20 protein-coding genes and 1 other RNA gene are annotated in these 21,381 nt (G+C 48.1%); 1 reads left to right on the top strand and 20 read right to left on the bottom strand.

The annotated features are described in order from the left end of the window. Positions 1-4: 4 nt before the first annotated feature. The 17 genes from MHB72_RS15175 to cymR all read right to left on the bottom strand — a co-directional run bounded on the left by MHB72_RS15175 (position 5) and on the right by cymR (position 16,431). A complete protein-coding gene (locus tag MHB72_RS15175) occupies positions 5-1,273 on the bottom strand; it encodes a peptidase U32 family protein (protein ID WP_020452391.1) in 1,269 nt (422 codons plus the stop codon). A gap of 14 nt (positions 1,274-1,287) precedes the next feature. Further along, the gene (locus tag MHB72_RS15180) at positions 1,288-2,217 is read right to left on the bottom strand and encodes a peptidase U32 family protein (protein ID WP_216919893.1); all 930 of its coding nucleotides are present in this window, start codon (positions 2,215-2,217) and stop codon (positions 1,288-1,290) included. Then, positions 2,214-2,876 carry an O-methyltransferase gene (locus tag MHB72_RS15185; protein ID WP_020452393.1) on the bottom strand — a complete coding sequence of 221 codons (663 nt, stop codon included), beginning with the start codon at positions 2,874-2,876 and terminating at the stop codon, positions 2,214-2,216. Before MHB72_RS15185 ends, MHB72_RS15180 begins: the two co-directional genes overlap by 4 nt. Before the next feature lie 146 nt (positions 2,877-3,022). After that, entirely contained in the window at positions 3,023-4,135 is a 1,113-nt protein-coding gene (gene mltG / locus MHB72_RS15190; protein WP_023855374.1) for an endolytic transglycosylase MltG, read from the bottom strand. 194 nt (positions 4,136-4,329) lie between these two features. Next, positions 4,330-4,614 (bottom strand): DUF1292 domain-containing protein, encoded by a 285-nt coding sequence (locus MHB72_RS15195; protein WP_016885528.1) that lies wholly within the window; start codon positions 4,612-4,614, stop codon positions 4,330-4,332. Between the two features lie 10 nt (positions 4,615-4,624). Then, the gene (gene ruvX / locus MHB72_RS15200; RefSeq protein ID WP_003183918.1) at positions 4,625-5,044 is read right to left on the bottom strand and encodes a Holliday junction resolvase RuvX; all 420 of its coding nucleotides are present in this window, start codon (positions 5,042-5,044) and stop codon (positions 4,625-4,627) included. Between the two features lie 6 nt (positions 5,045-5,050). After that, entirely contained in the window at positions 5,051-5,317 is a 267-nt protein-coding gene (locus MHB72_RS15205; RefSeq protein ID WP_003183920.1) for an IreB family regulatory phosphoprotein, read from the bottom strand. A gap of 83 nt (positions 5,318-5,400) precedes the next feature. Further along, on the bottom strand, positions 5,401-8,037 hold the full coding sequence (gene alaS, locus MHB72_RS15210) for an alanine--tRNA ligase (RefSeq protein WP_023855375.1): 2,637 nt from the start codon (positions 8,035-8,037) through the stop codon (positions 5,401-5,403). A 347-nt stretch (positions 8,038-8,384) separates the two neighbouring features. Then, complete coding sequence (locus MHB72_RS15215; RefSeq protein ID WP_023855376.1) at positions 8,385-9,443, bottom strand: AI-2E family transporter; 1,059 nt, start codon at positions 9,441-9,443, stop codon at positions 8,385-8,387. An 87-nt stretch (positions 9,444-9,530) separates the two neighbouring features. Beyond that, positions 9,531-9,662, bottom strand: a complete 132-nt coding sequence (locus MHB72_RS15220) for a YrzQ family protein (protein ID WP_003183926.1) — start codon at positions 9,660-9,662, stop codon at positions 9,531-9,533. Positions 9,663-9,677: 15 nt separating this feature from the next. Then, entirely contained in the window at positions 9,678-9,869 is a 192-nt protein-coding gene (locus MHB72_RS15225; RefSeq protein ID WP_016885531.1) for a hypothetical protein, read from the bottom strand. Between the two features lie 15 nt (positions 9,870-9,884). Beyond that, positions 9,885-10,349, bottom strand: coding sequence for a PRC-barrel domain-containing protein (locus MHB72_RS15230; protein ID WP_023855377.1), 465 nt, complete (start codon positions 10,347-10,349; stop codon positions 9,885-9,887). A gap of 88 nt (positions 10,350-10,437) precedes the next feature. Further along, entirely contained in the window at positions 10,438-12,834 is a 2,397-nt protein-coding gene (gene recD2 / locus MHB72_RS15235) for an SF1B family DNA helicase RecD2 (RefSeq protein ID WP_023855378.1), read from the bottom strand. Between the two features lie 51 nt (positions 12,835-12,885). After that, the gene (locus tag MHB72_RS15240; protein ID WP_025811062.1) at positions 12,886-13,536 is read right to left on the bottom strand and encodes a tetratricopeptide repeat protein; all 651 of its coding nucleotides are present in this window, start codon (positions 13,534-13,536) and stop codon (positions 12,886-12,888) included. 94 nt (positions 13,537-13,630) lie between these two features. Continuing rightward, positions 13,631-14,749: a tRNA 2-thiouridine(34) synthase MnmA gene (gene mnmA, locus MHB72_RS15245; RefSeq protein ID WP_216919891.1), complete on the bottom strand. Its 1,119-nt coding sequence runs from the start codon at positions 14,747-14,749 to the stop codon at positions 13,631-13,633. Positions 14,750-14,854: 105 nt separating this feature from the next. After that, positions 14,855-15,994, bottom strand: coding sequence for a cysteine desulfurase family protein (locus tag MHB72_RS15250; RefSeq protein ID WP_025811060.1), 1,140 nt, complete (start codon positions 15,992-15,994; stop codon positions 14,855-14,857). 20 nt (positions 15,995-16,014) lie between these two features. Further along, the gene (gene cymR / locus MHB72_RS15255) at positions 16,015-16,431 is read right to left on the bottom strand and encodes a cysteine metabolism transcriptional regulator CymR (protein WP_023855382.1); all 417 of its coding nucleotides are present in this window, start codon (positions 16,429-16,431) and stop codon (positions 16,015-16,017) included. 573 nt (positions 16,432-17,004) lie between these two features. Here cymR and MHB72_RS15260 point away from each other — a divergent pair. Then, positions 17,005-18,270: a replication-associated recombination protein A gene (locus MHB72_RS15260; RefSeq protein ID WP_216919888.1), complete on the top strand. Its 1,266-nt coding sequence runs from the start codon at positions 17,005-17,007 to the stop codon at positions 18,268-18,270. A gap of 146 nt (positions 18,271-18,416) precedes the next feature. Here MHB72_RS15260 and MHB72_RS15265 read toward each other — a convergent pair whose 3' ends face one another. The 3 genes from MHB72_RS15265 to aspS all read right to left on the bottom strand — a co-directional run bounded on the left by MHB72_RS15265 (position 18,417) and on the right by aspS (position 21,378). Then, positions 18,417-19,181, bottom strand: a complete 765-nt coding sequence (locus MHB72_RS15265) for a tRNA threonylcarbamoyladenosine dehydratase (RefSeq protein ID WP_025811059.1) — start codon at positions 19,179-19,181, stop codon at positions 18,417-18,419. A 154-nt stretch (positions 19,182-19,335) separates the two neighbouring features. Then, positions 19,336-19,532, bottom strand: a non-coding RNA gene (ssrS, locus tag MHB72_RS15270) — 6S RNA. 67 nt (positions 19,533-19,599) lie between these two features. Beyond that, on the bottom strand, positions 19,600-21,378 hold the full coding sequence (aspS, locus tag MHB72_RS15275) for an aspartate--tRNA ligase (RefSeq protein WP_023855386.1): 1,779 nt from the start codon (positions 21,376-21,378) through the stop codon (positions 19,600-19,602). Positions 21,379-21,381 lie beyond the last annotated feature (3 nt).

A 21,381-nucleotide genomic window follows, 5' to 3' on the forward strand; every position in this document is an offset into this window, starting at 1 on the left:
GCCATTACTGCCCCTTTCTCATCATGTTGCTAGGATATATCTTGTTGTCCACTTTAAATTTGACGATCTGCAGGGGATGGCGGGCTGCATCAAGCACATTGCCTTTTTCGTCCCATATCGTGTCAATTTTGCATGTGAAATTTTCGATTTCCGGACCGAAAAATTCGACTTCATCTCCGGTTTTAAAGAAGTTCCGCTGCTGGAGCGTGACCATTTTTGTCTCTTCATCATAATCAAGGACAAGTCCGGCAAAGTCGTATGTTGTCTTTTTGCCGTGAACGCCGAACATCTGCTCTTCATATCCGGGGGTTCCTTCAAAGAAAGCAGGCGCCGTGTCTCTATTGGCGCATTTGTCCAGTTCTTTCAGCCATTCTTCTTTGATGACGAAATTTTCGGGGTCAGCGCAATAAGAATCGATCACTTTTCTGTACACACTGACGACTGTCGCAATGTAGTGGATCGATTTCATCCGGCCTTCGATTTTCAGGCTGTCAATACCCATTTCAATCATTTGCGGAATCGATTCGATCAGCTTCAGATCTTTCGGGCTCATCGCAAACGGTGCATCGCCTTCTTCATATAGCGGCAGTGCATTCGCCCCGTCCGTCTGATACAAATCATAGTCCCATCGGCATGACTGGCAGCAGCCTCCGCGGTTAGAGTCTCTGGCCGTCATATGGTTGCTGAGCACGCAGCGGCCGGAATAAGCGATGCACATCGCACCATGTATGAATGTTTCGATTTCAATATCCACTTTTTCTTTCATTTCTCTGATCTCAAGTGCGCTCGTTTCGCGTGCGAGCACGACCCGCTCAAGGCCTTCTTCCTTCCAGAACTGAACGGCTTTCCAGTTTGAAAGGGACTGCTGGGTGCTCAAATGCACTTCCAGCTTCGGCGCGACCCTGCGGCATGTTTCAATGATCAGGGGATCAGCGACGATAATGCCTGACACGCCTGCTCCCTCGAGGTCGCGCAAATAGTCTTCTAGCCCGTCGATATTTTCTTCATGCGCAAAAATGTTTGTCGTCACATAAATTCTTGCGCCGTATTTTTTCGCAAATTCGACACCTTCAGCCATTTCTTCAATTGAAAAGTTATCTGCGTTTGAGCGGAGTCCATATTCACGTCCGCCGATAAATACAGCGTCTGCGCCATAGTGGACAGCGATTTTCAGTTTTTCCAAATTTCCCGCCGGAGCAAGAAGTTCTGGCTTTTTCGTAATGACGCGTTTTCCATCAACGATTTTGGAAATTTTATCTTTTACTGCAGACATGGCTATCCCTCCTTTTAGTATACTGTTTCTTTGAAAAAGAATCCGGTATCGATGCTGCGGTTTGCAGGCTGCAGCTGTTCAATCCGCTCGATCCATTGTTCTTTCTTGTCTTCGTATGCTTCTCTGTCTGCGATGCAAAGGTCGATGGCTTCGCGGTACATGGCCGTTACCTCAGTCATGTATTCGACCGATTTTAAAATCCCTTCAATTTTAAATGAATCGACGCCGGCATCGATTAAATCCTCAAGCTCATCAATGATGCAGACGTCATTCGGACTCATGATGTGCGTGCCGTTTTCGTCTTCGAAAATCGGATATTTGTTACCGCGTTCTTTATCATGAAGATACATGCCTTTTTCTTTTTTCTTTCCTTCGATATCCATGACTTTTCCCTGGTATTCAAAATAGTTGCCGATCAGGGAGCGCTTTGACTGGAACATACATGTCATGCCGTGAACCTGAATTTCGATCTCGACTTCTGCTTTCTCTTTAATCTCAACGATGCTGTCCATGTTGAGCTCTCTTGCGAGCACCGCGCGCTTCGCGCCCTTTCGCCCCCAATAGTTGCAGGAATAATGGTTGGTTGCGGTCGTTTCCGTATTCCAGTGAAGTTTCATATTCGGCGCTGATTCCCGTGCAGCCATCAGTACGGCGGGATCGCCGAAGACAACCGCATCGGCGCCTGCCTCGTCCAAGAAAGAAAGGTAGTCATTCAGTTCTGGAACCCGGTCATTGTGAAAAATCGCATTCACGGCAACATATACTTTTGCGCCTTTTTGATGAGCCTGAATGATGGCTTCTTTTACTTCCTCTCTGGAAAACTCCCCGGCTAAACGCAGACCGAACCTTTGTTCACCGATGATAAACGCATCGGCGCCCGCCTCTGCCAAAGGCTTAATATCCGAAACAGCCGTCGGCGTCACAAGCAGTTCAGGCTTTTTCATATCCGTTCACCTCTTTTTTGACTGACGGCCAATCCGTCGCCCACAGGCAGGATCGCCGTGTGGTAGTCAGGATGCTCCATCAGCCAATGATTGTAATGATCTATTTTCGATACAAGCTTTTTGATGCGCTTGTTTTCGATCTGATTGTAATCTGATGCGACAAGGCCTTTGAAAAGGACATTGTCAGTAAAAATGATGCCGTCATCGGCGAGCATTTTTTCATATATACTGAAAAACTTCTGATACTGGCCTTTTGCGGCATCGATAAAAAGCGCATCATAAGGAGCCATCGATTGAACGGCGTCCGATTCGCTGAGCGCATCGCCGAAGAACACGTGAATTCTGTTTTCAAGCTGGAATGACCGGATGTTTTTCAACGCTTCCCGATACCTGTCTTCATCGCGCTCGATCGTAAAGATTTCAGCTTCGGGAAGGGCAAGTGCCATCCGAATCGCCGAATAACCGATGGCGGTACCGATTTCAAGAATTTTTTTCGGATTTTTGAGTGAAAGAAGCTGCAGGAGCACTTCGATTCCTGTCGGTTCCATAATGGGCACGCCATGCTTTTCGGCATAGGCCTCCAGTTTCATAATTTCAGCCGGCCTTTGCTTCAGCAGCTTTTCAAGATAGCCGGTCAATTCTTCGTGTCCAATCTTCACGGGCAGATGGCCTCCCTTTCATAAAAAAGAGCCTTAGGTCAGATGTGCAGCACTCTCCTAAAGCAGTCGACTGTCTTTTCTCAATAAACAACCCGATATATTTTATCATAAAACCTTTGTATTTGCGAATAAAAGGAGAGTAATTTTTACTCTCCTTTTTCCTCGTCCTGTGTGTTCGTAATGTATTTTGCTTTTGCTTTATTGTGTTCTTCAAGCGTTTTTGTAAAGACGACTTCCCCATTTTTCTTTGCAAGGAAATAAACATAGTCTGTTTGCTCCGGATTTAATGCCGCTTCCCAGGAGCTCTCTCCCGCGTTAGCAATCGGCCCAGGCGGTAGACCGGCATGTTTGTACGTATTATACGGGGAATCCGCTTCAAGGTCTTTGTACATGACACGGTTTTTATGCTCCCCAAGCGCGTATAAAACGGTCGGATCCGTTTGCAATGGCATGTTTTTGCTGATGCGGTTGTAAAAGACGCTTGAGATTTTATGCCGGTCCGCTTTTTCGGTAGCTTCTTCTTCAATTAACGAAGCCATCGTCAAGGCTTTGTGGACGGACATCTTTTTGTCTTTCATCTGCTTTTCATACTTTTCAGCCAGCTGATCTGTTTGTTTGATCATCGCTTCGATGATTGCGTCCAGCTTCGTCTCAGGGTCGTAAAACGGATATGTCGCAGGATACAGGTATCCTTCAAGCGGATGCTTGATATTCTTGTTTAGCACGTCGTCGGTGATCAGTTTCGGATACTTCTGTTTTAATCGGCTGATGAATTCGCGGTCATCCAGCTTTTTCATAATGTCCGCTGCCGAGTAGTTGGTTTGTCCGGCGATGATAGCTGCGATTTCCTGGAGCTGTCTTCCTTCAGGAACGGTAATTTTAAATGCCGGTACATGCGAAGCGCTCGTCAGCTTTTTGACCATGCCGGCCGCATCCATCGACTGGCTGAGCTGAAAGTTCCCCGCTTGAAAGCCGGAGGCATTTTTAAATTTCACATAAGCGATAAATACTTTTTCGTTTTTAATTAGGTCCTCTTTTTTCAGTTTGGCGGCGATGGACGTAACGGTCGATCCTTCCGGAATATAGACGCTGACCGTTTTTGCATTATTTTTATCGACCGGTTCGAGCGCCGATTTGACGTAGAGCGAAACAGCGCCTGCGGTTAAAATCAGCAGAACCGCGACCACAGTCAGCCAAAACTTTATTTTATGTTTAAGGAGTCTTTTTATAAACGGTTTCTTTGTCTGATCTTCAAACATTGGTGTCCTCCTCTCCTCCCATGGTATATACTACATGATTCGTTATCATTCGGCAATTTATTACAAAATGTTTTAATAAAAAAAGCCGCCTGTCGGCAGCAGGGCGCAAATGATTGCAGATGCCCATTTAAAAAATGACAAAATCCTAAAACGGTTTAAGTTTTAGGATTTTGTCAAGCGGTTCAGCCGCTGCTTTATTCTTCTTCGTCTTCATCCGCTAAAAACGTGTTCAGCGTCTCTTCGATCATATCCCACTCTTCTTCTGTTTCAATCGGCATCAGTTCGCCGTCTTCTCCGGCTTCATTCGGTACGAAGCTTGAAGCATGGATCTCGATCTCTTCCTCGTCCTGTGCTTCAACCGGATAATAAAGCACGTATGACTTGTTAAACTGATCGCTGTCAAATGTGAAGAGCACTTCACACAGCTGTTCGTTTCCTTTGTCGTCTACAATCGTAATGTTTTTTTCTCCGTGTTCCATCTTAATCACCTCATGAGTTTAGGCTGTCGAGATATCCTTGAAGGATCATCACGGCCGCCATTTTATCTATTACTTTTTTTCTTTTCTGCCTGCTTACATCTGCTGAAATCAGCATTCTTTCGGCCGCCATTGTCGAGAGGCGCTCGTCCCAAAGCACGACGGGAACTTGAAACGTTTCTTCAAGCACTTCCGCGAACTTCTGGCTCGCCTCCCCCCTCGGGCCGACGGTTCCATTCATGTTTTTGGGAAAACCGAGTACAATCTTGTCAATGACATAGTCTTTCGTCAATTCGGCGAGGCGGTTCAAGCCGTAGTCACCGCCCGCCTCGTCGATTTTAATCGTTTCTATCCCTTGAGCCGTCCAGCCCATTTCATCGCTCAACGCTACGCCGAGCGTTTTCGAACCTAAATCCAGACCTAATATTCGCATGCTTGTTTACGCCTCTTTATGCTGTTCTAAGTACGATTTAACCAATTCTTCGATTATCTCGTCTCTTTCTATTTTCCGAATCAGGTTACGTGCATCTCGATGCCTTGGAATGTAAGCGGGATCTCCTGATAGCAGGTATCCGACAATTTGGTTGATCGGGTTGTAGCCTTTTTCCTGAAGCGCATCATGGACGGTTATCAGCACTTCATTTACATTGGTTTCCATCGAATCGTCGGAAAAGTTAAATTTCATCGTCTTATCAAATGAGCTCACCGTTTTGCACCTCTTTCCCAAATTCGCAGGCAAAGTTTCAGCCTGATTACCTTCTAATCACCATTCTACACCACAACGGCTATTTATAAAACGGATTTCACCCATTCTTCCGCAGATGCTAATGCTTCAGCAAGCCGCTCAGGCTGTTTTCCCCCCGCCTGCGCCATGTCTGGACGGCCGCCTCCGCCGCCTCCGCATGCTTCTGCGACTTGCTTGACAAGCTTGCCTGCGTGGAAACCCCGCTCTATTAAATCTTTTGTAACTCCGGCGGAAATATTCACTTTTTCGTTTTGAACCGCCCCGAGAACGATGACGGCTGAGCCCAGTTTCGCCTTCAGATCGTCAACCATTGTGCGCAGGTGATTCATATCTTTGGCATTCACTTTTTCTGCGAGCAGTTTGATTCCGTCAATTTCTTTTACTTTTTCTAAAATCTCTCCGGCTTCTTTATTTCCCAGTTTCGCCAATAAAGATTCGTTTTCTCTCTGAGCTTCTTTCAGATCAGACTGGAGCGCTTCGATCCGTTTCGGCACTTCCTTCACATTGGTTTTCAGGACTTCTGCCGCCTGCTCGAGAAGCTCCAGTTTGGCGTTCATCTCTTCATAAGCGCCCTGCCCAGTTACCGCTTCGATTCTGCGGGTGCCGGCCCCGATGCCTGATTCGGACACGATCTTAAAGAGACCGATTTCAGCCGTGTTTCTCACGTGGCAGCCTCCGCACAGCTCGATGCTGTAGTCGCCAACTTGAACGACGCGGACGATGTCTCCATATTTTTCGCCAAACAGCGCCATGGCTCCCATCGCTTTCGCTTCATCAATCGGTTTTAAGTCGATTTGCACAGGAATCGATGCCCAAATTTTCTCGTTCACTTTTGTTTCTATTTGTTCGAGTTCTTCCTTAGTCACCTGTCCAAAGTGAGAGAAGTCAAAGCGCAGACGGCTGTCAGTGACTAGCGAGCCGGCCTGGTTGACATGCGTACCGAGCACATCTTTCAGCGCCTGGTGAAGCAAATGTGTCGCGGTATGGTTTTTGACGATGTCTTTTCTTAGCCGCTCCGTGACTTCTGCGGTCACGCTCATGCCTCTTTTAATTGCGCCGCTTTCCACGATCCCTTCATGCAGGTTCTGGCCGTTCGGCGCTTTTTTAACGTCTGTGACGCGAATCGCGGCATCCCCGCTTTTAACCCAGCCTCTATCACCGATTTGCCCGCCGCTTTCAGCATAGAACGGGGTTTTTTCCAGGATAAACTGAACTTTCTTGCCTTCTTGAACGAGGTCGGCAAGTTCCCCGTCTTGAAGAAGCTCGGCGATTTTCGTTTCCGTTTTGATATCGGAATAGCCGATGAATTCGCTTTTTGTCATGATATCGCGGAGAGCGCCGCCTTGAACCTGCATGCTGCCGACGTCCTGGCGCGCCTGCCGGGCCCGTTCGCGCTGCTTGTCCATCTCGCGCTCAAATCCGTCATGATCGACTTCCATGCCTTCATCTTCGGCGTATTCTTCGGTCAGTTCAACAGGGAATCCATACGTATCATACAGTTTAAAGACATCTTCCCCGGAAATAATGCGGTTTCCTTTTGCTTTTTCCTTTTGAATCACTTCTGAGAGAATCGCCAAGCCCTCGTGCAATGTTTCATGGAAGCGTTCTTCCTCTGTTTTGATGACTTTCGCGATAAAGTCCGCTTTTTCTTTGACTTCGCCGTAGAATGCGGCCATGATGTCGGCAACTACCGGCACGAGCTCATACATAAACGGACGGTTAATATTGATGGACTTCGCATAGCGGACAGCGCGGCGAAGCAGTCTTCTGATGACATAGCCGCGCCCCTCGTTCGACGGAAGCGCTCCGTCGCCGACCGCAAACGCAGCCGTTCGAATATGGTCGGCCACAACCTTAAATGCCGTATCTTTTTCAGCAGATGTGCCGTACTTTTCTCCTGAAATGGCTTCTGTCGCCTTGATGATCGGCATAAACAAATCCGTATCATAGTTCGTCTTGGCATCTTGAATAACAGATACCATCCGTTCAAGGCCCATCCCCGTATCGATGTTTTTCTTCGGAAGCGGTGTGTATGTTCCGTCAGGATTGTGGTTGAACTCGGAGAACACAAGATTCCATACTTCAAGGTAACGCTCGTTCTCCCCACCCGGGTAAAGTTCCGGATCAGACGGGTCATTTCCATAATCTTCACCGCGGTCATAGAAAATTTCGGTATTCGGTCCGCTCGGGCCTTCACCGATATCCCAGAAGTTTCCTTCCAGTCTGATGATCCGTTCCTCAGGAACGCCGATTTTTTTTGACCATAATTCATACGCTTCGTCATCTTCCGGATGGACCGTGACTGACAGCCGTTCGGGATCGAAGCCGATCCATTTTTGATCGGTTAAAAATTCCCATGCCCACTCGATCGCTTCTTCTTTGAAATAATCGCCGATCGAAAAGTTCCCGAGCATTTCAAAGAACGTATGGTGGCGGGCTGTTTTCCCGACATTTTCAATATCGTTCGTCCTGATTGATTTTTGAGCGTTGCAGATGCGCGGATTCTCCGGCACAACCCGTCCGTCAAAATATTTTTTCAGCGTCGCAACTCCGCTGTTGATCCAAAGCAGGGAGGGATCTTCATGCGGAATAAGAGAGGCGCTCGGTTCAACGGCATGCCCTTTTTCTTTAAAAAAATCTAAAAACATTTGGCGCACTTGTGCGGATGTCAATGTCTTCATTATTTTTTTCCTCCTTTAAATGATGCACATGCAAATGAAAAAGCCCCCGCCCTATGCAAACAACGTTTACACAGGGACGAGAGCTCCTCTCGCGGTACCACCCTGATTATGGTCGTAACAAAACGCCCATCACCTTGATATCCGAATAACGCCGGATGAAGACGGCAGGTTTTCGCCTGCACTCAGGATTAGCTTCTACTGATCTTCTGTTAAAGCTCTTTCACCGCAATGGAGCTTCTCTCTATAAAACAGGGCTTCAGTATACTCGGATCCGTCAATCGAGATACGTATGTATGTCTATTTCGAAATTATAGACAACGGAAGCCGTTATGTCAAACTTCTGCCGCTCACGCTTTTCTTGCCGCTAAAAAATGGACGAGCATCACTTTGATAACGGCCATGACAGGCACAGCCAGAATCATGCCGATGATGCCGGCAAGCTCCCCGCCCGCCAGCAATCCAAGCATAATGACGACGGGATGCATATGCAGGCTTTTGCCGACGACAAGAGGGCCGAGAATATTGCCTTCGATAAACTGCAGCACCAAAATCGTAATGATCACCACGAAAACGAGCCTCGTCGATAAAGCGGCAGCTACCATAACGGCGGGAATCGCGCCGATGACGGGACCGAAATACGGGATGACATTTGTCGCGCCGATGACAAGGCCGAGGATCAGCGGATAGGGCAGGTCAAAAAACCAAAATGACAGGCTCGCTCCCAAGCCGATGACAAGACAGACAAAAAGCTGGCCTCTGATGTAGTCTCCAAGAGAATCATCGACATCGCGGATGAATTCGCTGCCTCTCGCCCTCCATGAAGAAGGCGTCAAATACCATACCGCCTTCTTCATCGTATCAATATCTTTCACCATGTAGAATACTAAAAAAGGAATAATCGCCGCCACGAGCATATAATCAAAAACGAACCGGATGCTTCTGATCGTCCGTTCTACCCAGCTTGCTACGAATTCCTCCGTCTGATTGACGAACCTGTCGATCCTGTCGTGCATGCCGTCGGGCCAGCCGTCTGTATGATGATGCAGCTGATCCAGCATGCTTTCGTAAGATGCGGCAAGAAACGGAATTCCCTCTGATAGCTCTGTCAGCTGTTTAATGAGGATCGGCACCCCTTTGTAAAAGGCATAGCCGAGACCGGCAAAAAACAGAACATAAATCAGCAAAATACTCAATGTTCTCGGCACGCCGGCCCGGTGTATCTTTTCAACGACAGGCAAAAGCAGATAGGTGATAAAAACCGCAATTACAAGCGGAATCAGAATCGACTTCAGCAGCACGCAGACAGGCTCCCAAATCATTCTCAGCTGCAAAAAGATATAGACGGTTAATAGCAAAAGCATGAAGATCGAGACCCACATTAAAAGCTGCAGCGGTTTTTTCAGCATTTTTTTCACCCCTTGTTAGCTTTTGATTTCTGCTTGTAATTATTCCCGAAGAAAAAAGGGACACCCTTTTAAGGGTATCCCTTCTGCTTAAAACATTTTCATGACGCGTCTTCTCAGCTTTCTCATGTTTCGCTTGTTCATCATATCGTTCTGAGACGCCATGTAGTACATCAAAGCCCCGGCTCCTAAAGAAATGAGAGAAGTCATTGTACGATTCAACTTTCTAACCTCCATTCAAAGGTTAATCGTTCGTTCGTCATCTGAAAACAGATCGTCCAGGCTGCTCAATGTTCCGTCCTCTTCGACTTGATGAGTCGAAATTTTTCCTTTTGAAAGGGTCAGCTCAATAAAGCATCCCCAGCAGTAATATTGATTTACACCGATTTTGCCGATGTTTTTGCTTTTGCAATTCGGGCAAACGAGCATTTGAACACACACCTCTTATTCGTTCAAGACGATTGTGCTTCTGCCTACTTCAAGCGGTTCCCCAGATGAGTGAATCTGCTTTTTGTCGCCTGACAAATCGGCAAAAAAACCGTCTGATAGTTCATATGCTACGATTATGCCCGTGTCGGAAGAAAAGTATACATCTTCCAGCATGCCCAGCGTATCTCCTGCTCCGTTTTTGACCATTTTTTGTTTCATCTGGTCATAAGAAAGACTCTGCTTCGGGATTTGCATCGGCTTGAATTCGGTGAAATCAACATATACGCTGTCACGTCCGATTTCGGTGACAGCGGGAAGCGGAAGAAGCGAACGGGGATTGTAAAAGCGCCGCTTCTCTTCCATAATCAATCCGAGACATGTCCCTTCATTGGAAAAACAGATATCTGTTACCACCCCAAGCGGGAGAGAAGATTGTCTGTCGTAAACATTGAGTCCTTCCAGCTCATTGCATGTTCTCAAAGTGTGATCAACCACCTTTTTACGAACATTCTTATGATCTGCTGTTGCGACGCGACTCATACGATGAAATGGATTCCATGAAAAACACTTATTCTGCTTCCTTTTCCATAAAATCAAAAGGTGTAATGCCTTCCATCCCGATATTGGCGTCATAGACGCTAAAAGGCAGCTCTTTTTGCAGCGCCATGAGCTCTTCATCCTCTTCATGCGCCGCCTGCTGAAGCCTTCTTTTAAGCGATGTCTGCCTTTCCGATGATTCCTTATTTTTCACGCCCCATTCAAGGGCCTCTTCTTCCCCGCACAAAATCAGGAATTTCTTGCTTCTTGTGATGGCCGTGTAAAGCAAGTTCCTTCTCAGCATGCGGTAATAGCTTTTGACGACCGGAAGGATGACGATCGGAAATTCGCTGCCCTGCGATTTGTGGATTGAACAGCAATAGGCGTGCGTAAATTGGTTAAAATCTTTTTTTGTAAAGGTGATTTCATTCCCGTCGAAAGAGACGACGGCCATATCTTCTTTTTCCGTATTTTCTTTTGCATAAAAAATCGAGACGATCTCACCCATATCACCGTTAAACACGTTGTGTTCCGGCTGGTTGACGAGCTGAAGCACTTTATCCCCGGTACGGTACACGACATCGCCGTACTTCATTTCCCTGCCTTTCGGCTTCGGGGGATTCAGGATGCCCTGCAAAAGCGCGTTTAACTCGTTGATACCGGCTGCTCCCCTGTACATCGGAGCCAAAATCTGAATATCCCTGGCCGAATACCCTTTTTGCAGCGCGTTTTTGACGACTTTTTCGACGACTTCTTTAATCTGCTGCTGGCGGCAGCGAATGAAAGAACGGTCTTTTGTCGGCGCGGTCAAGTTTTCCGGAAGCTTTCCTTGTTTCATTTCATGCGCCAGTTCAACGATGGAAGAGCCTTCAGCCTGCCTGTAAATATCGGTTAATCTGACAGAAGGAATGACATTCGATGCCAAAAGATCCCTCAGCACCTGTCCGGGACCGACGGACGGAAGCTGATCTTCATCTCCGACCATGATGACCTGAATCCGGTCGGGAATCGCCTTGAACAATTGGTTGGCGAGCCATATATCAAGCATGCTCGTTTCATCAATGATGAGCAGCCGTCCGTCAATCGGATTGTCTTCATCGTGCGTAAATCCTTCGGCTCCATTCCAGCCGAGAAGCCTGTGAATCGTCACGGCCGGCAACCCGGTCGACTCGCTCATCCGCTTAGCGGCCCGGCCGGTCGGTGCTGCGAGCACAAACGGAAACGTTTCATCCTTTTTGTAATCAGCCGGATTTAAGCTTAAGCCGTGCAGCTCACTGTACAACTCGACGATTCCCCTAATGACGGTCGTTTTCCCGGTTCCCGGTCCGCCTGTCAAAAGCAGCATCGGCGACATCAGCGCTTTTTGAATCGCTTCTTTTTGACTTGGCGCGTACTGCACTTTCATCCGTTCTTCAAGCTCCCCTAAAGCGAGCAGGAATTCCGATTCGGGAAACTGGTCATCGTATTCGGTCTGTCCGGCGATTTTCTGCACCCTTTTGGCAAAGCTTTGTTCAGCGTAGTAAAGGGACGGATAATAACACCTTTCATCTTCAATGAACAGCTCTTTTTGCTCCCCTAAAGAAATGATCGCGTCCGCCACATCCATCTCGGTTACTTTTTCATCACCTGCAGACTGGTTTAACAGTTTTTGCGTCTCGATGATGAGCTGTCTCGTGTCTATGTATGTATGCCCTTCTTGAAGGCATGTCGCTTCAACCGTGTATAAAATCGCCGCCTTGATCCGCTCTTCATGTTTGCCTGAGATCCCCATTCTGCCGCCCAGTTCGTCCGCCTTGATAAAGCCGATTCCTTCGACATCCTTGACAAGCTGGTACGGATTTTCTCGGATTTTATCAAGCGTTTCCGCTTCATACGCCTGATAAATTTTCATGGACAGCTGAGGGCCGAAGCCGAATTCGCTCAAGGAGATCATAATCTGTTCGAGCCCCTGATGCTGCTGCAGGGCAGCGGCAAGCTTATCCGCCTTTTTTTTGGAGAGCTTCGGAACATCATACAGGACGGCGCCGTCGCTTAAAATTTTGTTGATCGCACCTTCCCCAAGCTTATTAACAATTTCCTCGGCCGTTTTTTTGCCGATTCCTTCAAATAAATCGCTGGCCAAGTATTGGATCACGCCTTCTTTCGTTGTCGGCACTTCTTTTTTAAAATGATCCGCTTGAAATTGCAGGCCAAATTTCGGATGGGAGGCGGTTTTTCCGTAAAAAGTGTAGATATCGTCTTCATGGATCAAAGGAAAGTAACCCGTGACAGAAACGGTTTTGTCTTCAAAAGACTCCGATGTTTCTTCCACTTTTACCTTTAATACGGTATACAGGTTTGTTTCATTATGATAAATGACAGCCGCAACCGTTCCTTTTACAAATGAAGCTTCTTCCATTTCAATTTGGTCCGGGTTATGGCGCTGCATCACTGTTCTCCCCCTCTCCATTCAAAATCCGTTATGACGGCCCTTGATCAATCAAGCTTCTTCCAAAAGCTGCTTGGCGCGAATGCTGAGCATATGGTCCGGCTGAATGTCCAGCGCCTTGTTCAGCATGGCAAGCGCGGTTTCCCGATCTTCCTTAAACGCATAGGCAACGCCTAAATTATAAAAAGCATCTGCATGGGACGGATCGCGCTCTGTTACATTTGAAAACTCCGTGATCGCTTCGTCCAGCATCCCTTCATTGGCAAGGCACATCGCGTATTGAAAACGGGCTTCGACATCCGTATCGTTCAGCTCAGCGGCCCTTTGCAAATACGGCATCGCGAGCTTCGGCTGCTCAAGCTTCACAAGCGTCGTCCCGAGCATATAATATAAGTCGCTGTTTTCCATGCCCGTCCGATGCGCTTTTTCAAACATGTCCTTCGCTTCTTGATACCGTTCTTTCATGACATAGACATTCCCGGCTCCATAATAAGCTGCTCCCGCTTTCTCGTCCAAAGCAGCCGCCCGGTCGTAAAACTTAAGCGCCCTGTCCAGTTCCCCGACTGCCGAAAGCAGATTGGCAAAGTTGATATAAGGCACCGGATCGCCGCTGTTTTCATCAATTGCCTTTGTAAAGGCTTCTGCGGCTTTTTCAAAGTCGCCTTTTTGCATAGCATCTATTCCAATTTGATTGTAATCCAAAAGCCCTCTCCCTTTCACGAACTATTTTAAAAAGGCCGCCGACATTGCCGGCAGCCGTTCGAGAAGCTCCGGGGTGTTATCCAGAGCCCCGGTTTTATACATACCAAAGTTGTTGTCCGTCTTTAAACACATCATCAATCGTTCCGCCGCCTAGGCATTCTTCACCTCTGTAAAAGACAACCGCTTGTCCCGGCGTAACGGCGCGGACCGGCTCTTTAAAGACGACCTCTGCTTCATCTGTCCCGGTCATTCTGACAGTGACTTCGTGATCGGCTTGGCGATAGCGGAATTTGGCCGTGCAGGCGAGCTCGTCTTCGCCGCCGAAGACGCCGTCATGCACAAAGCTTACGTTTGTCGCCGTGATCTTATCGGAGAAAAGAAGCGGATTGTCGAATCCTTGGTCAACATACAAGATGTTTTTTTCAAGGTCTTTTCCGACGACGAACCAAGGGTCTCCGCTTCCGCCGATGCCGAGGCCGTGCCTTTGTCCGATCGTATAGTACATTAAACCGTCGTGGCGGCCTTTGAATTCGCCTTCCATCGTCCGCATATCTCCCGGCTGTGCTGGAAGGTACTGGCTGAGAAACGTTTTGAAGTTCCGTTCTCCGATAAAGCAGATGCCTGTGCTGTCTTTTTTGGAAGCTGTCGCAAGCCCCGCTTCTTTTGCGATTTCCCTGACGCGGCTTTTTTGAAGCTCGCCGATCGGAAACAGCACTTTGCTTAACTGCTCTTCTGTCAGCTGGTTAAGAAAATAGGTCTGATCTTTATTTTCGTCCAGCCCTCTGAGCATTTTAACACGTCCGTCCGTACGGTCGACCCGCGCATAGTGGCCGGTGGCCAAATAATCGGCTCCAAGCGACAAAGCGTGCTCCAAAAAGGCTTTAAATTTAATCTCTTTGTTGCACATCACATCCGGGTTCGGCGTTCTGCCCGCTTTATATTCATCAAGGAAATATTGAAAAACCTTTTCCCAATACTGCTTTTCAAAATTTACCGCATAGTACGGAATTCCGATTTGATTACATACCTTTATAACATCTTCGTAATCTTCCGTCGCTGTGCAAAAACCGTTCTCATCTGTGTCATCCCAGTTTTTCATAAAAATTCCGATGACATCATAGCCCTGCTCTTTCAAAAGCAAAGCCGCCACAGAGGAATCAACGCCTCCGGACATTCCGACGACCACCCGTGTATCTTCAGGCCGCTTCGTCATTTTCATCAACTCCAATAAATCAATTCAAAAACTTGTCCTTTCAGATCATATCATCATTTTCGGGCAAGATGCGAATCTTTAGCTCGGAGCGTCGCTTCCCGGCACTTATGACAGGCGCTGAACAATTGCCGCAAGTTCTTTCGCGGCCCGCTCCACCTGCTCCTCTGTATTGCCAAAGCCGAAGCTGATCCGTATGGATGACGTCAGCCGGTCATCTTCCTCGCCAAACATGGCGGAGAGAACATGGGACGGAAGCACAGATCCGGCCGTGCACGCCGATCCGCTCGATACTGCAATTCCCGCCATATCGAGATTAACGAGCAGCGATTCAACAGATACTCCCGGAAAATACAGATTTAAAATATGCGGCAGGCTGTGCTCTCTGCTGCCGTTCACATCGAAGGAGACGCCATCTGCTTTCAGCGTACGAATGACGATGTCTTTAAACCGGCGGTAAAGCGCCGATTTTTCTTCTCTTTCCTGACCTGACAGCAAAACGGCTTCACCGAGTCCCGCGATTCCCGGGACATTTTCCGTTCCCGCCCGGCGTTTGCGTTCCTGCTCTCCTCCGAAAAGCAGCTGGCTGAGCTTCACGTTTTCGTTGACGTATAAGAAGCCTGTCCCCTTCGGCCCGTTCAGTTTATGTCCGGAGACTGACATCATATCGATGCGGCTTTTTTGCACATCAATCGGCAAAAATCCGAAGGCTTGTACCGCATCTGTATGAAACAGCGCCCGATGGTCTTTTAGCAGATCGCCGATCTCATCTATCGGCTGAATCGTTCCCACTTCATTGTTTCCATACATTACCGTCACCAGGATGGTATCGTCCCGCAGCGCGTCTTTCACCTGCTCGGCGGAGATTCTTCCGCTTTCGTCGACATCAAGATATGTGACGTCAAATCCCATTTCTTCAAGCCTGTTGCACGTATGCAGAACGGCGTGGTGCTCGACTTTTGTCGTGATGATGTGGCGGCCCTGCTGCTCTCTCGCCAGCGCGGTTCCGAGAATCGCCATATTGTCGGCTTCGGTTCCCCCGCTCGTAAAAACGATTTCATTGGGATGCGCTCCGATTTCCCGAGCGATCATCTCCCTCGTGCCGTCAAGCCATTTTCGGCTCTCCCTCCCAAAGGAATGAATGCTTGAAGGGTTTCCGAAGTTTTCCGTTAAGTAAGGCAGCATTTTTTCCACTACCCGTGGGTCAGTCGGAGAAGTCGCTGCATGGTCTAAGTAAATCCGTTCCATCCTACCATTACACCTCAATCTTAAATGTAAAACATATACGCTTCTTGCTCGCCCTCTGTATAGCTGGCCAAGTCTTCAAGCGTCGTGGAGTCCAGCACTTCCTTGACAGCGTCGCGAATCTTGATCCACAGCTCGCGCTTTGCCGGCTCCTCATTTTCAAGTACTTCCACCGGGCTGATCGGTCCTTCCAGAACGCGAATGATATCGCCCGCCGTAATCGCCTCAGGCTCGTCACCCAGAATATAGCCGCCGTACGCGCCGCGGATGCTTTTCACAAGCCCTGCGTTCCGCAAAGGTGAAACAAGCTGTTCCAAATAATGTTCCGATAAATCGTTTGTCTGAGCAATACTTTTCAAAGAAGTCGGGCCTTCCCCATGCTTTTTAGCAAGCTCAATCATAATCGTCAGCCCGTATCTGCCTTTAGTTGATATTTTCAAAATAAACACCTCTAACCTATAATAAATCATGCCTTCAGGACGAAGGTACTCGGCGTTTTTCGCAGGACGCGAAAGCCTTTAGCCGAGTCTCCTTTTCTCACCAGGACAAAGCTACTCGGCGTTCCTCGCAGGACACGAAAGCCTTTAGCCGAGTCTCCTTTCTCACCAGAACAAAGCTACTCGGCGTTCCTCGCAGGACGCGAAAGCCTTTAGCCGAGTCTCCTTTCTCACCAGGACAAAGCTACTCGGCGTTCCTCGCAGGAGGAAAAAGCACGCAGCCGAGTCCCGTTCGGACGCAGGAGGCGCCCGGCACATCCTAACAAGGCATAAGCCGTTCTCCAAATGAAATTACCGGTGCAAGCCGGCTGTTGGTTTTTAAGCATCTGTTATATATTAAAAACTCGGTTAAGGCAAGGTTCCAGCCTTGCCCTTCTGATAGATTACAGGTTATTATAGCACACTTTATATAAACTTTCATTTTCGGCCCTATATTCAGCTTGCCATATTCATTTCTTTTCTAATCGTCTTTTTTCCGTTACTCTATAAAAAGAATACATTCGGGAGAGATCAATCATGAAACCACTCGCATTTCGAATGCGCCCTACAAAAATCGAAGAGGTTCTCGGCCAGGATCATCTGGTCGGAGAAGGAAAGATCATTCATCGGATGGTGCAGGCCAAACACCTCTCATCGATGATTCTGTACGGCCCCCCGGGCATCGGCAAAACGTCGATCGCCACGGCGATTGCCGGCAGCACAAGCATCACTTTCCGAAAGCTGAACGCTGTCATCAATAATAAAAAGGATATGGAAGCCGTTGCCGCCGAAGCCAAAATGTCGGGGCAGGTCATCTTAATCCTTGATGAAGTGCACCGGCTCGACAAAGGCAAGCAGGACTTTCTCCTTCCGTATTTGGAAAACGGCATGATTATTATGATCGGGGCGACGACAGCCAACCCGTACCATGCGATCAATCCGGCGATCAGAAGCAGAACGCAGATTTTCGAGCTGCAGCCATTAGACTCTGAACAAATCAAAGCGGCCATTAAACGGGCGCTTGAGGATGAACACAGAGGCCTCGGTTCTTATGATGTTGCCCTCGACGATGAAGCCCTTGACCATATGGCCCGCGGCTGCGGCGGCGATGTCCGCTCCGCTTTGAATGCGCTCGAGCTTGCCGTATTGTCCACAAAGGAAAACAGCGAAGGAACCATCCGCATTACATTGGAAATCGCAGAAGAATGCCTGCAGAAAAAAAGCTTTGTCCACGACAAAGATGGAGACGCGCATTATGATGTCATTTCCGCTTTCCAAAAATCGATCAGAGGCTCTGATGTCAATGCGGCACTTCATTATCTGGCAAGGCTCATTGAAGCGGGGGATTTGGAAAGCCTTGCACGGAGGCTGCTTGTTATCGCCTATGAAGATATCGGCCTGGCGAGTCCGCAGGCTGGAGGAAGAACGCTTCAAGCTATTCAAACGGCGGAACGAATCGGATTTCCGGAGGCAAGGATTCCGCTCGCCAACGCCGTGATCGAGCTTTGCCTGTCTCCTAAATCGAACTCGGCGATCCTTGCGGTTGACGAAGCGCTGTCAGATGTCCGTTCCGGAAAGATCGGCGATGTGCCGAACCATTTAAAAGACGCCCATTATAAAGGAGCCGCAGAGCTTGGCAGAGGCGTCGAATACAAATATCCGCACAATTACGAGAATGGCTGGGTCAAACAGCAGTACCTGCCTGATCCGCTGAAAAACAAAGTTTACTATCAGCCGAAGCAGACAGGAAAATTTGAGCTCGCGCTGAAACAAGTATATGACAAGCTGATGAAACAAAAATAATAAACAGCCTGTTCCCTTTTCATATGGGGAACAGGCTGTTTATTCTTACACTAAGCTTTAAAGGATGACAAAATCCCAAAGCGGCTTTTAGTTTTGGGATTTTGTTAACAATCTTAAACGACAGCACCGTTGCCGTCATTTTTGTATTACTTATCTTTCACCCTTTTGATCGGAATATCTTTCAAAAGCTCCATGATCACATGGCCGCCCATGATCAAGCCTGCGACTGACGGAACAAAAGCATTCGAAGACGGCGGCATCTGCGCTTTGCGGATTTTCGCTTCGTCATTTCCGACGATTTGGCGTACGTCTTCGCGGATCACGATCGGGCTTTCGTCAGAAAAGACGACTTTAATGCCTTTCGTAATGCCTTCCTTGCGAAGCCTCGTCCGGATGACTTTTGCAATCGGATCGGTGTGGGTTTTTGAAATATCGGCCACTTGGAACCTTGTCGGATCTGTTTTATTGGCCGCTCCCATGCTTGAAATGATGTTGATGTCCCGCTTCAGGCACTCTTTCATTAAGTGAATTTTATAATGAATCGTATCTGACGCGTCGATTACATAATCCGGTTCATAAGCAAAAAACTGTTCATACGTCTCTTCGGTATAGAACATTTTTAAAGCGATGACATCACACTCAGGATTAATATCGGCGATTCTCGCTTTCATTAAGTCCACTTTCGGCTGTCCGACCGTTGAAAGTAAAGCCGGCAGCTGACGGTTGACATTGGTGATGTCAACATCGTCTTTATCGACCATCACGATTCTGCCGACACCAGAACGGGCGAGCGCTTCCGCGGCGAAAGAGCCGACCCCGCCGACGCCTAAAACGGCGACCGTGCTGTTTTTTAAAATATTTAAACCTTCTTTTCCAATCGCTAATTCATTGCGTGAAAACTGATGTAACAAGAATCTCACTCCATCTTTATTAACAGTTACCGATAGTATCTTATCATAATCGGGTGATTAAACAAGCGGTCTATTTCATTTTCCCGTCATATTTTTTCGCTTCGCCTCATAGATTATCCTATGTATGGCCGAAAAAGGCTTTTTCAAGCACAAAAAAAGTCCCGATTGTGCCGTTGTCGTATTCCTTCGTTTTGATCCCGCTCTCGGCAGGTGGGTGTTCTGTTCCAAACTTTGCAAGTCCTCCTGAGCACACGAGTGATAAGAGGCATTTGCTCCATTTGGAAACGTCGAACTCCCAAGTAAAAAAATGTTCGGTCAAAACTAGGTGTACAACAAACACATCAGGACTTTATTTGTTAAAATGATATCATACGTCCCTTTGATTTTCAATGGGATGTGCGGCCGTATATTTTACAATTTACTGTCGAACTTTGCGGTTGATTGACAGGTGCAGCTCATCGAGCTGGGCGCTGTCCACTTCGCTAGGTGCTTCCATCAACAAACAGCTTGCGCTTGCCGTTTTCGGGAATGCGATCGTATCTCTCAGGTTGGTGCGGCCGCTGAGCAGCATCACAAGCCGGTCAAGGCCGAGCGCGATTCCGCCGTGCGGGGGAGCCCCGTATTCAAACGCTTCAAGCAGGAAGCCGAACTGCTCTTTCGTCTCTTCCTCAGATAGGCCCAAAAGCGCAAACATTTTCTCCTGAACATCTTTTTCAAAAATACGGATTGATCCACCGCCCAGCTCATAGCCGTTTAAGACAAGATCATAGGCTTGCGCTTTCATGTCTTCCGGATTCGTGTCGACCAGATCAAGGTCTTCCCGGACAGGCATCGTGAACGGGTGGTGTGCCGCATAGAAACGTCCTTCTTCTGAATCATACTCAAGAAGCGGCCAATCAACGACCCATAAAAAGTTGAACAAGCTTTCATCGATCAGATTCAATTCTTTTCCGAGCTTTAAGCGCAGCGCGCCGAGCGCGTCATTGGCGACTTCCAGCCGGTCTGCGACAAAGAGGATGAGGTCCCCTTCCTTCGCGTCAAGCGCTTCAATGAGCACCTGCTGTTTTTCGTCCTGGAAGAACTTCGCAATCGGGCCTTTCAGTCCGTCCGCTTCGGCTTTCAGCCATGCCAGCCCTTTCGCCCCGTAGTTTGCGGCGAATTCGCCGAGTGCGTCAATGTCTTTCCGCGAATATTTAGATGCAGCGCCTTTAACGTTTATCGCTTTAACCGCGCCTCCGTTTGCCACAGCTGACGCAAACACTTTAAAATCGGAATCCTTTACGTTTTCTGATACATCGGTCAAAAGCATGTCAAAGCGGGTATCCGGTTTGTCGGATCCGTAAAGGTTCATCGCATCCTGATATGACATTCTCGGCAGCGGCAGAGAAATGTCCACACCGTGCGTTTCGAGCATGACTTTCGCCATCATTTCTTCAGCGAGCTTCATGATGTCTTCCTGGTTCATAAATGACATTTCGATATCGATCTGCGTAAACTCCGGCTGGCGGTCGGCGCGCAAATCTTCGTCCCTGAAGCAGCGTGCGATTTGATAATAGCGGTCAAAGCCGGACACCATCAACAGCTGTTTGAAAAGCTGCGGAGACTGCGGCAGCGCGTAAAATTCTCCTTCATGGACGCGGCTCGGTACGAGATAGTCGCGCGCTCCTTCAGGCGTTTTTTTTGTCAACACCGGTGTTTCAATATCGATAAAGCCGTTGTCATCAAGGAAGCTGCGGACGGCTTTTGTAACGTTATGGCGCATTTTTAAGGTGTTGAACATCTCCGGTCGGCGCAAGTCGAGATAGCGGTGCTTCAACCTGATGTCTTCAGACACTTCTGAAGCCTGGTCGCTGATCGCAAAAGGCGGCGTTTTGGCCGCACTCAGCACATTGACCGATTCCGCCTGGATTTCGATTCTCCCGGTTTTCAAGTTCGGATTGACTGTTGCTTCTTCACGGGCAACGACTTTTCCTGTAATGTCAAGCACATATTCGCTGCGGATGCTTTCAGCTGTTTCAAGGGCGTCTTTGGAAACGTCGGGATTAAATACAACCTGCACAATGCCGGTGCGGTCTCTCAAATCAATAAAAATCAAGCCTCCGAGATCGCGTCTTTTTTGAACCCATCCTTTTAAAACGACGGATTCTCCGATCGCCTTCTCCGTTATTTCGCCACAATAATATGTTCGTCCAAACAAAGC

Source organism: Bacillus sp. FSL K6-1284, assembly GCF_038002625.1.
Lineage (GTDB): Bacteria > Bacillota > Bacilli > Bacillales > Bacillaceae > Bacillus > Bacillus paralicheniformis.

What these genes read in the sequence shown, in the direction of transcription:
- recD2 (WP_023855378.1), bottom strand. Translation starts at nt 12,834, where the DNA reads ATGCAGCGCCATAACCCGGACCAAATTGAAATGGAAGAAGCTTCATTT.
- MHB72_RS15225 (WP_016885531.1), bottom strand. Translation starts at nt 9,869, where the DNA reads ATGCTCGTTTGCCCGAATTGCAAAAGCAAAAACATCGGCAAAATCGGT.
- mltG (WP_023855374.1), bottom strand. Translation starts at nt 4,135, where the DNA reads ATGTTTGAAGATCAGACAAAGAAACCGTTTATAAAAAGACTCCTTAAA.
- MHB72_RS15215 (WP_023855376.1), bottom strand. Translation starts at nt 9,443, where the DNA reads ATGCTGAAAAAACCGCTGCAGCTTTTAATGTGGGTCTCGATCTTCATG.
- MHB72_RS15180 (WP_216919893.1), bottom strand. Translation starts at nt 2,217, where the DNA reads ATGAAAAAGCCTGAACTGCTTGTGACGCCGACGGCTGTTTCGGATATT.
- alaS (WP_023855375.1), bottom strand. Translation starts at nt 8,037, where the DNA reads ATGAAGACATTGACATCCGCACAAGTGCGCCAAATGTTTTTAGATTTT.
- ruvX (WP_003183918.1), bottom strand. Translation starts at nt 5,044, where the DNA reads ATGCGAATATTAGGTCTGGATTTAGGTTCGAAAACGCTCGGCGTAGCG.
- MHB72_RS15195 (WP_016885528.1), bottom strand. Translation starts at nt 4,614, where the DNA reads ATGGAACACGGAGAAAAAAACATTACGATTGTAGACGACAAAGGAAAC.
- MHB72_RS15260 (WP_216919888.1), top strand. Translation starts at nt 17,005, where the DNA reads ATGAAACCACTCGCATTTCGAATGCGCCCTACAAAAATCGAAGAGGTT.
- MHB72_RS15175 (WP_020452391.1), bottom strand. Translation starts at nt 1,273, where the DNA reads ATGTCTGCAGTAAAAGATAAAATTTCCAAAATCGTTGATGGAAAACGC.
- MHB72_RS15250 (WP_025811060.1), bottom strand. Translation starts at nt 15,994, where the DNA reads ATGGAACGGATTTACTTAGACCATGCAGCGACTTCTCCGACTGACCCA.
- mnmA (WP_216919891.1), bottom strand. Translation starts at nt 14,749, where the DNA reads ATGACGAAGCGGCCTGAAGATACACGGGTGGTCGTCGGAATGTCCGGA.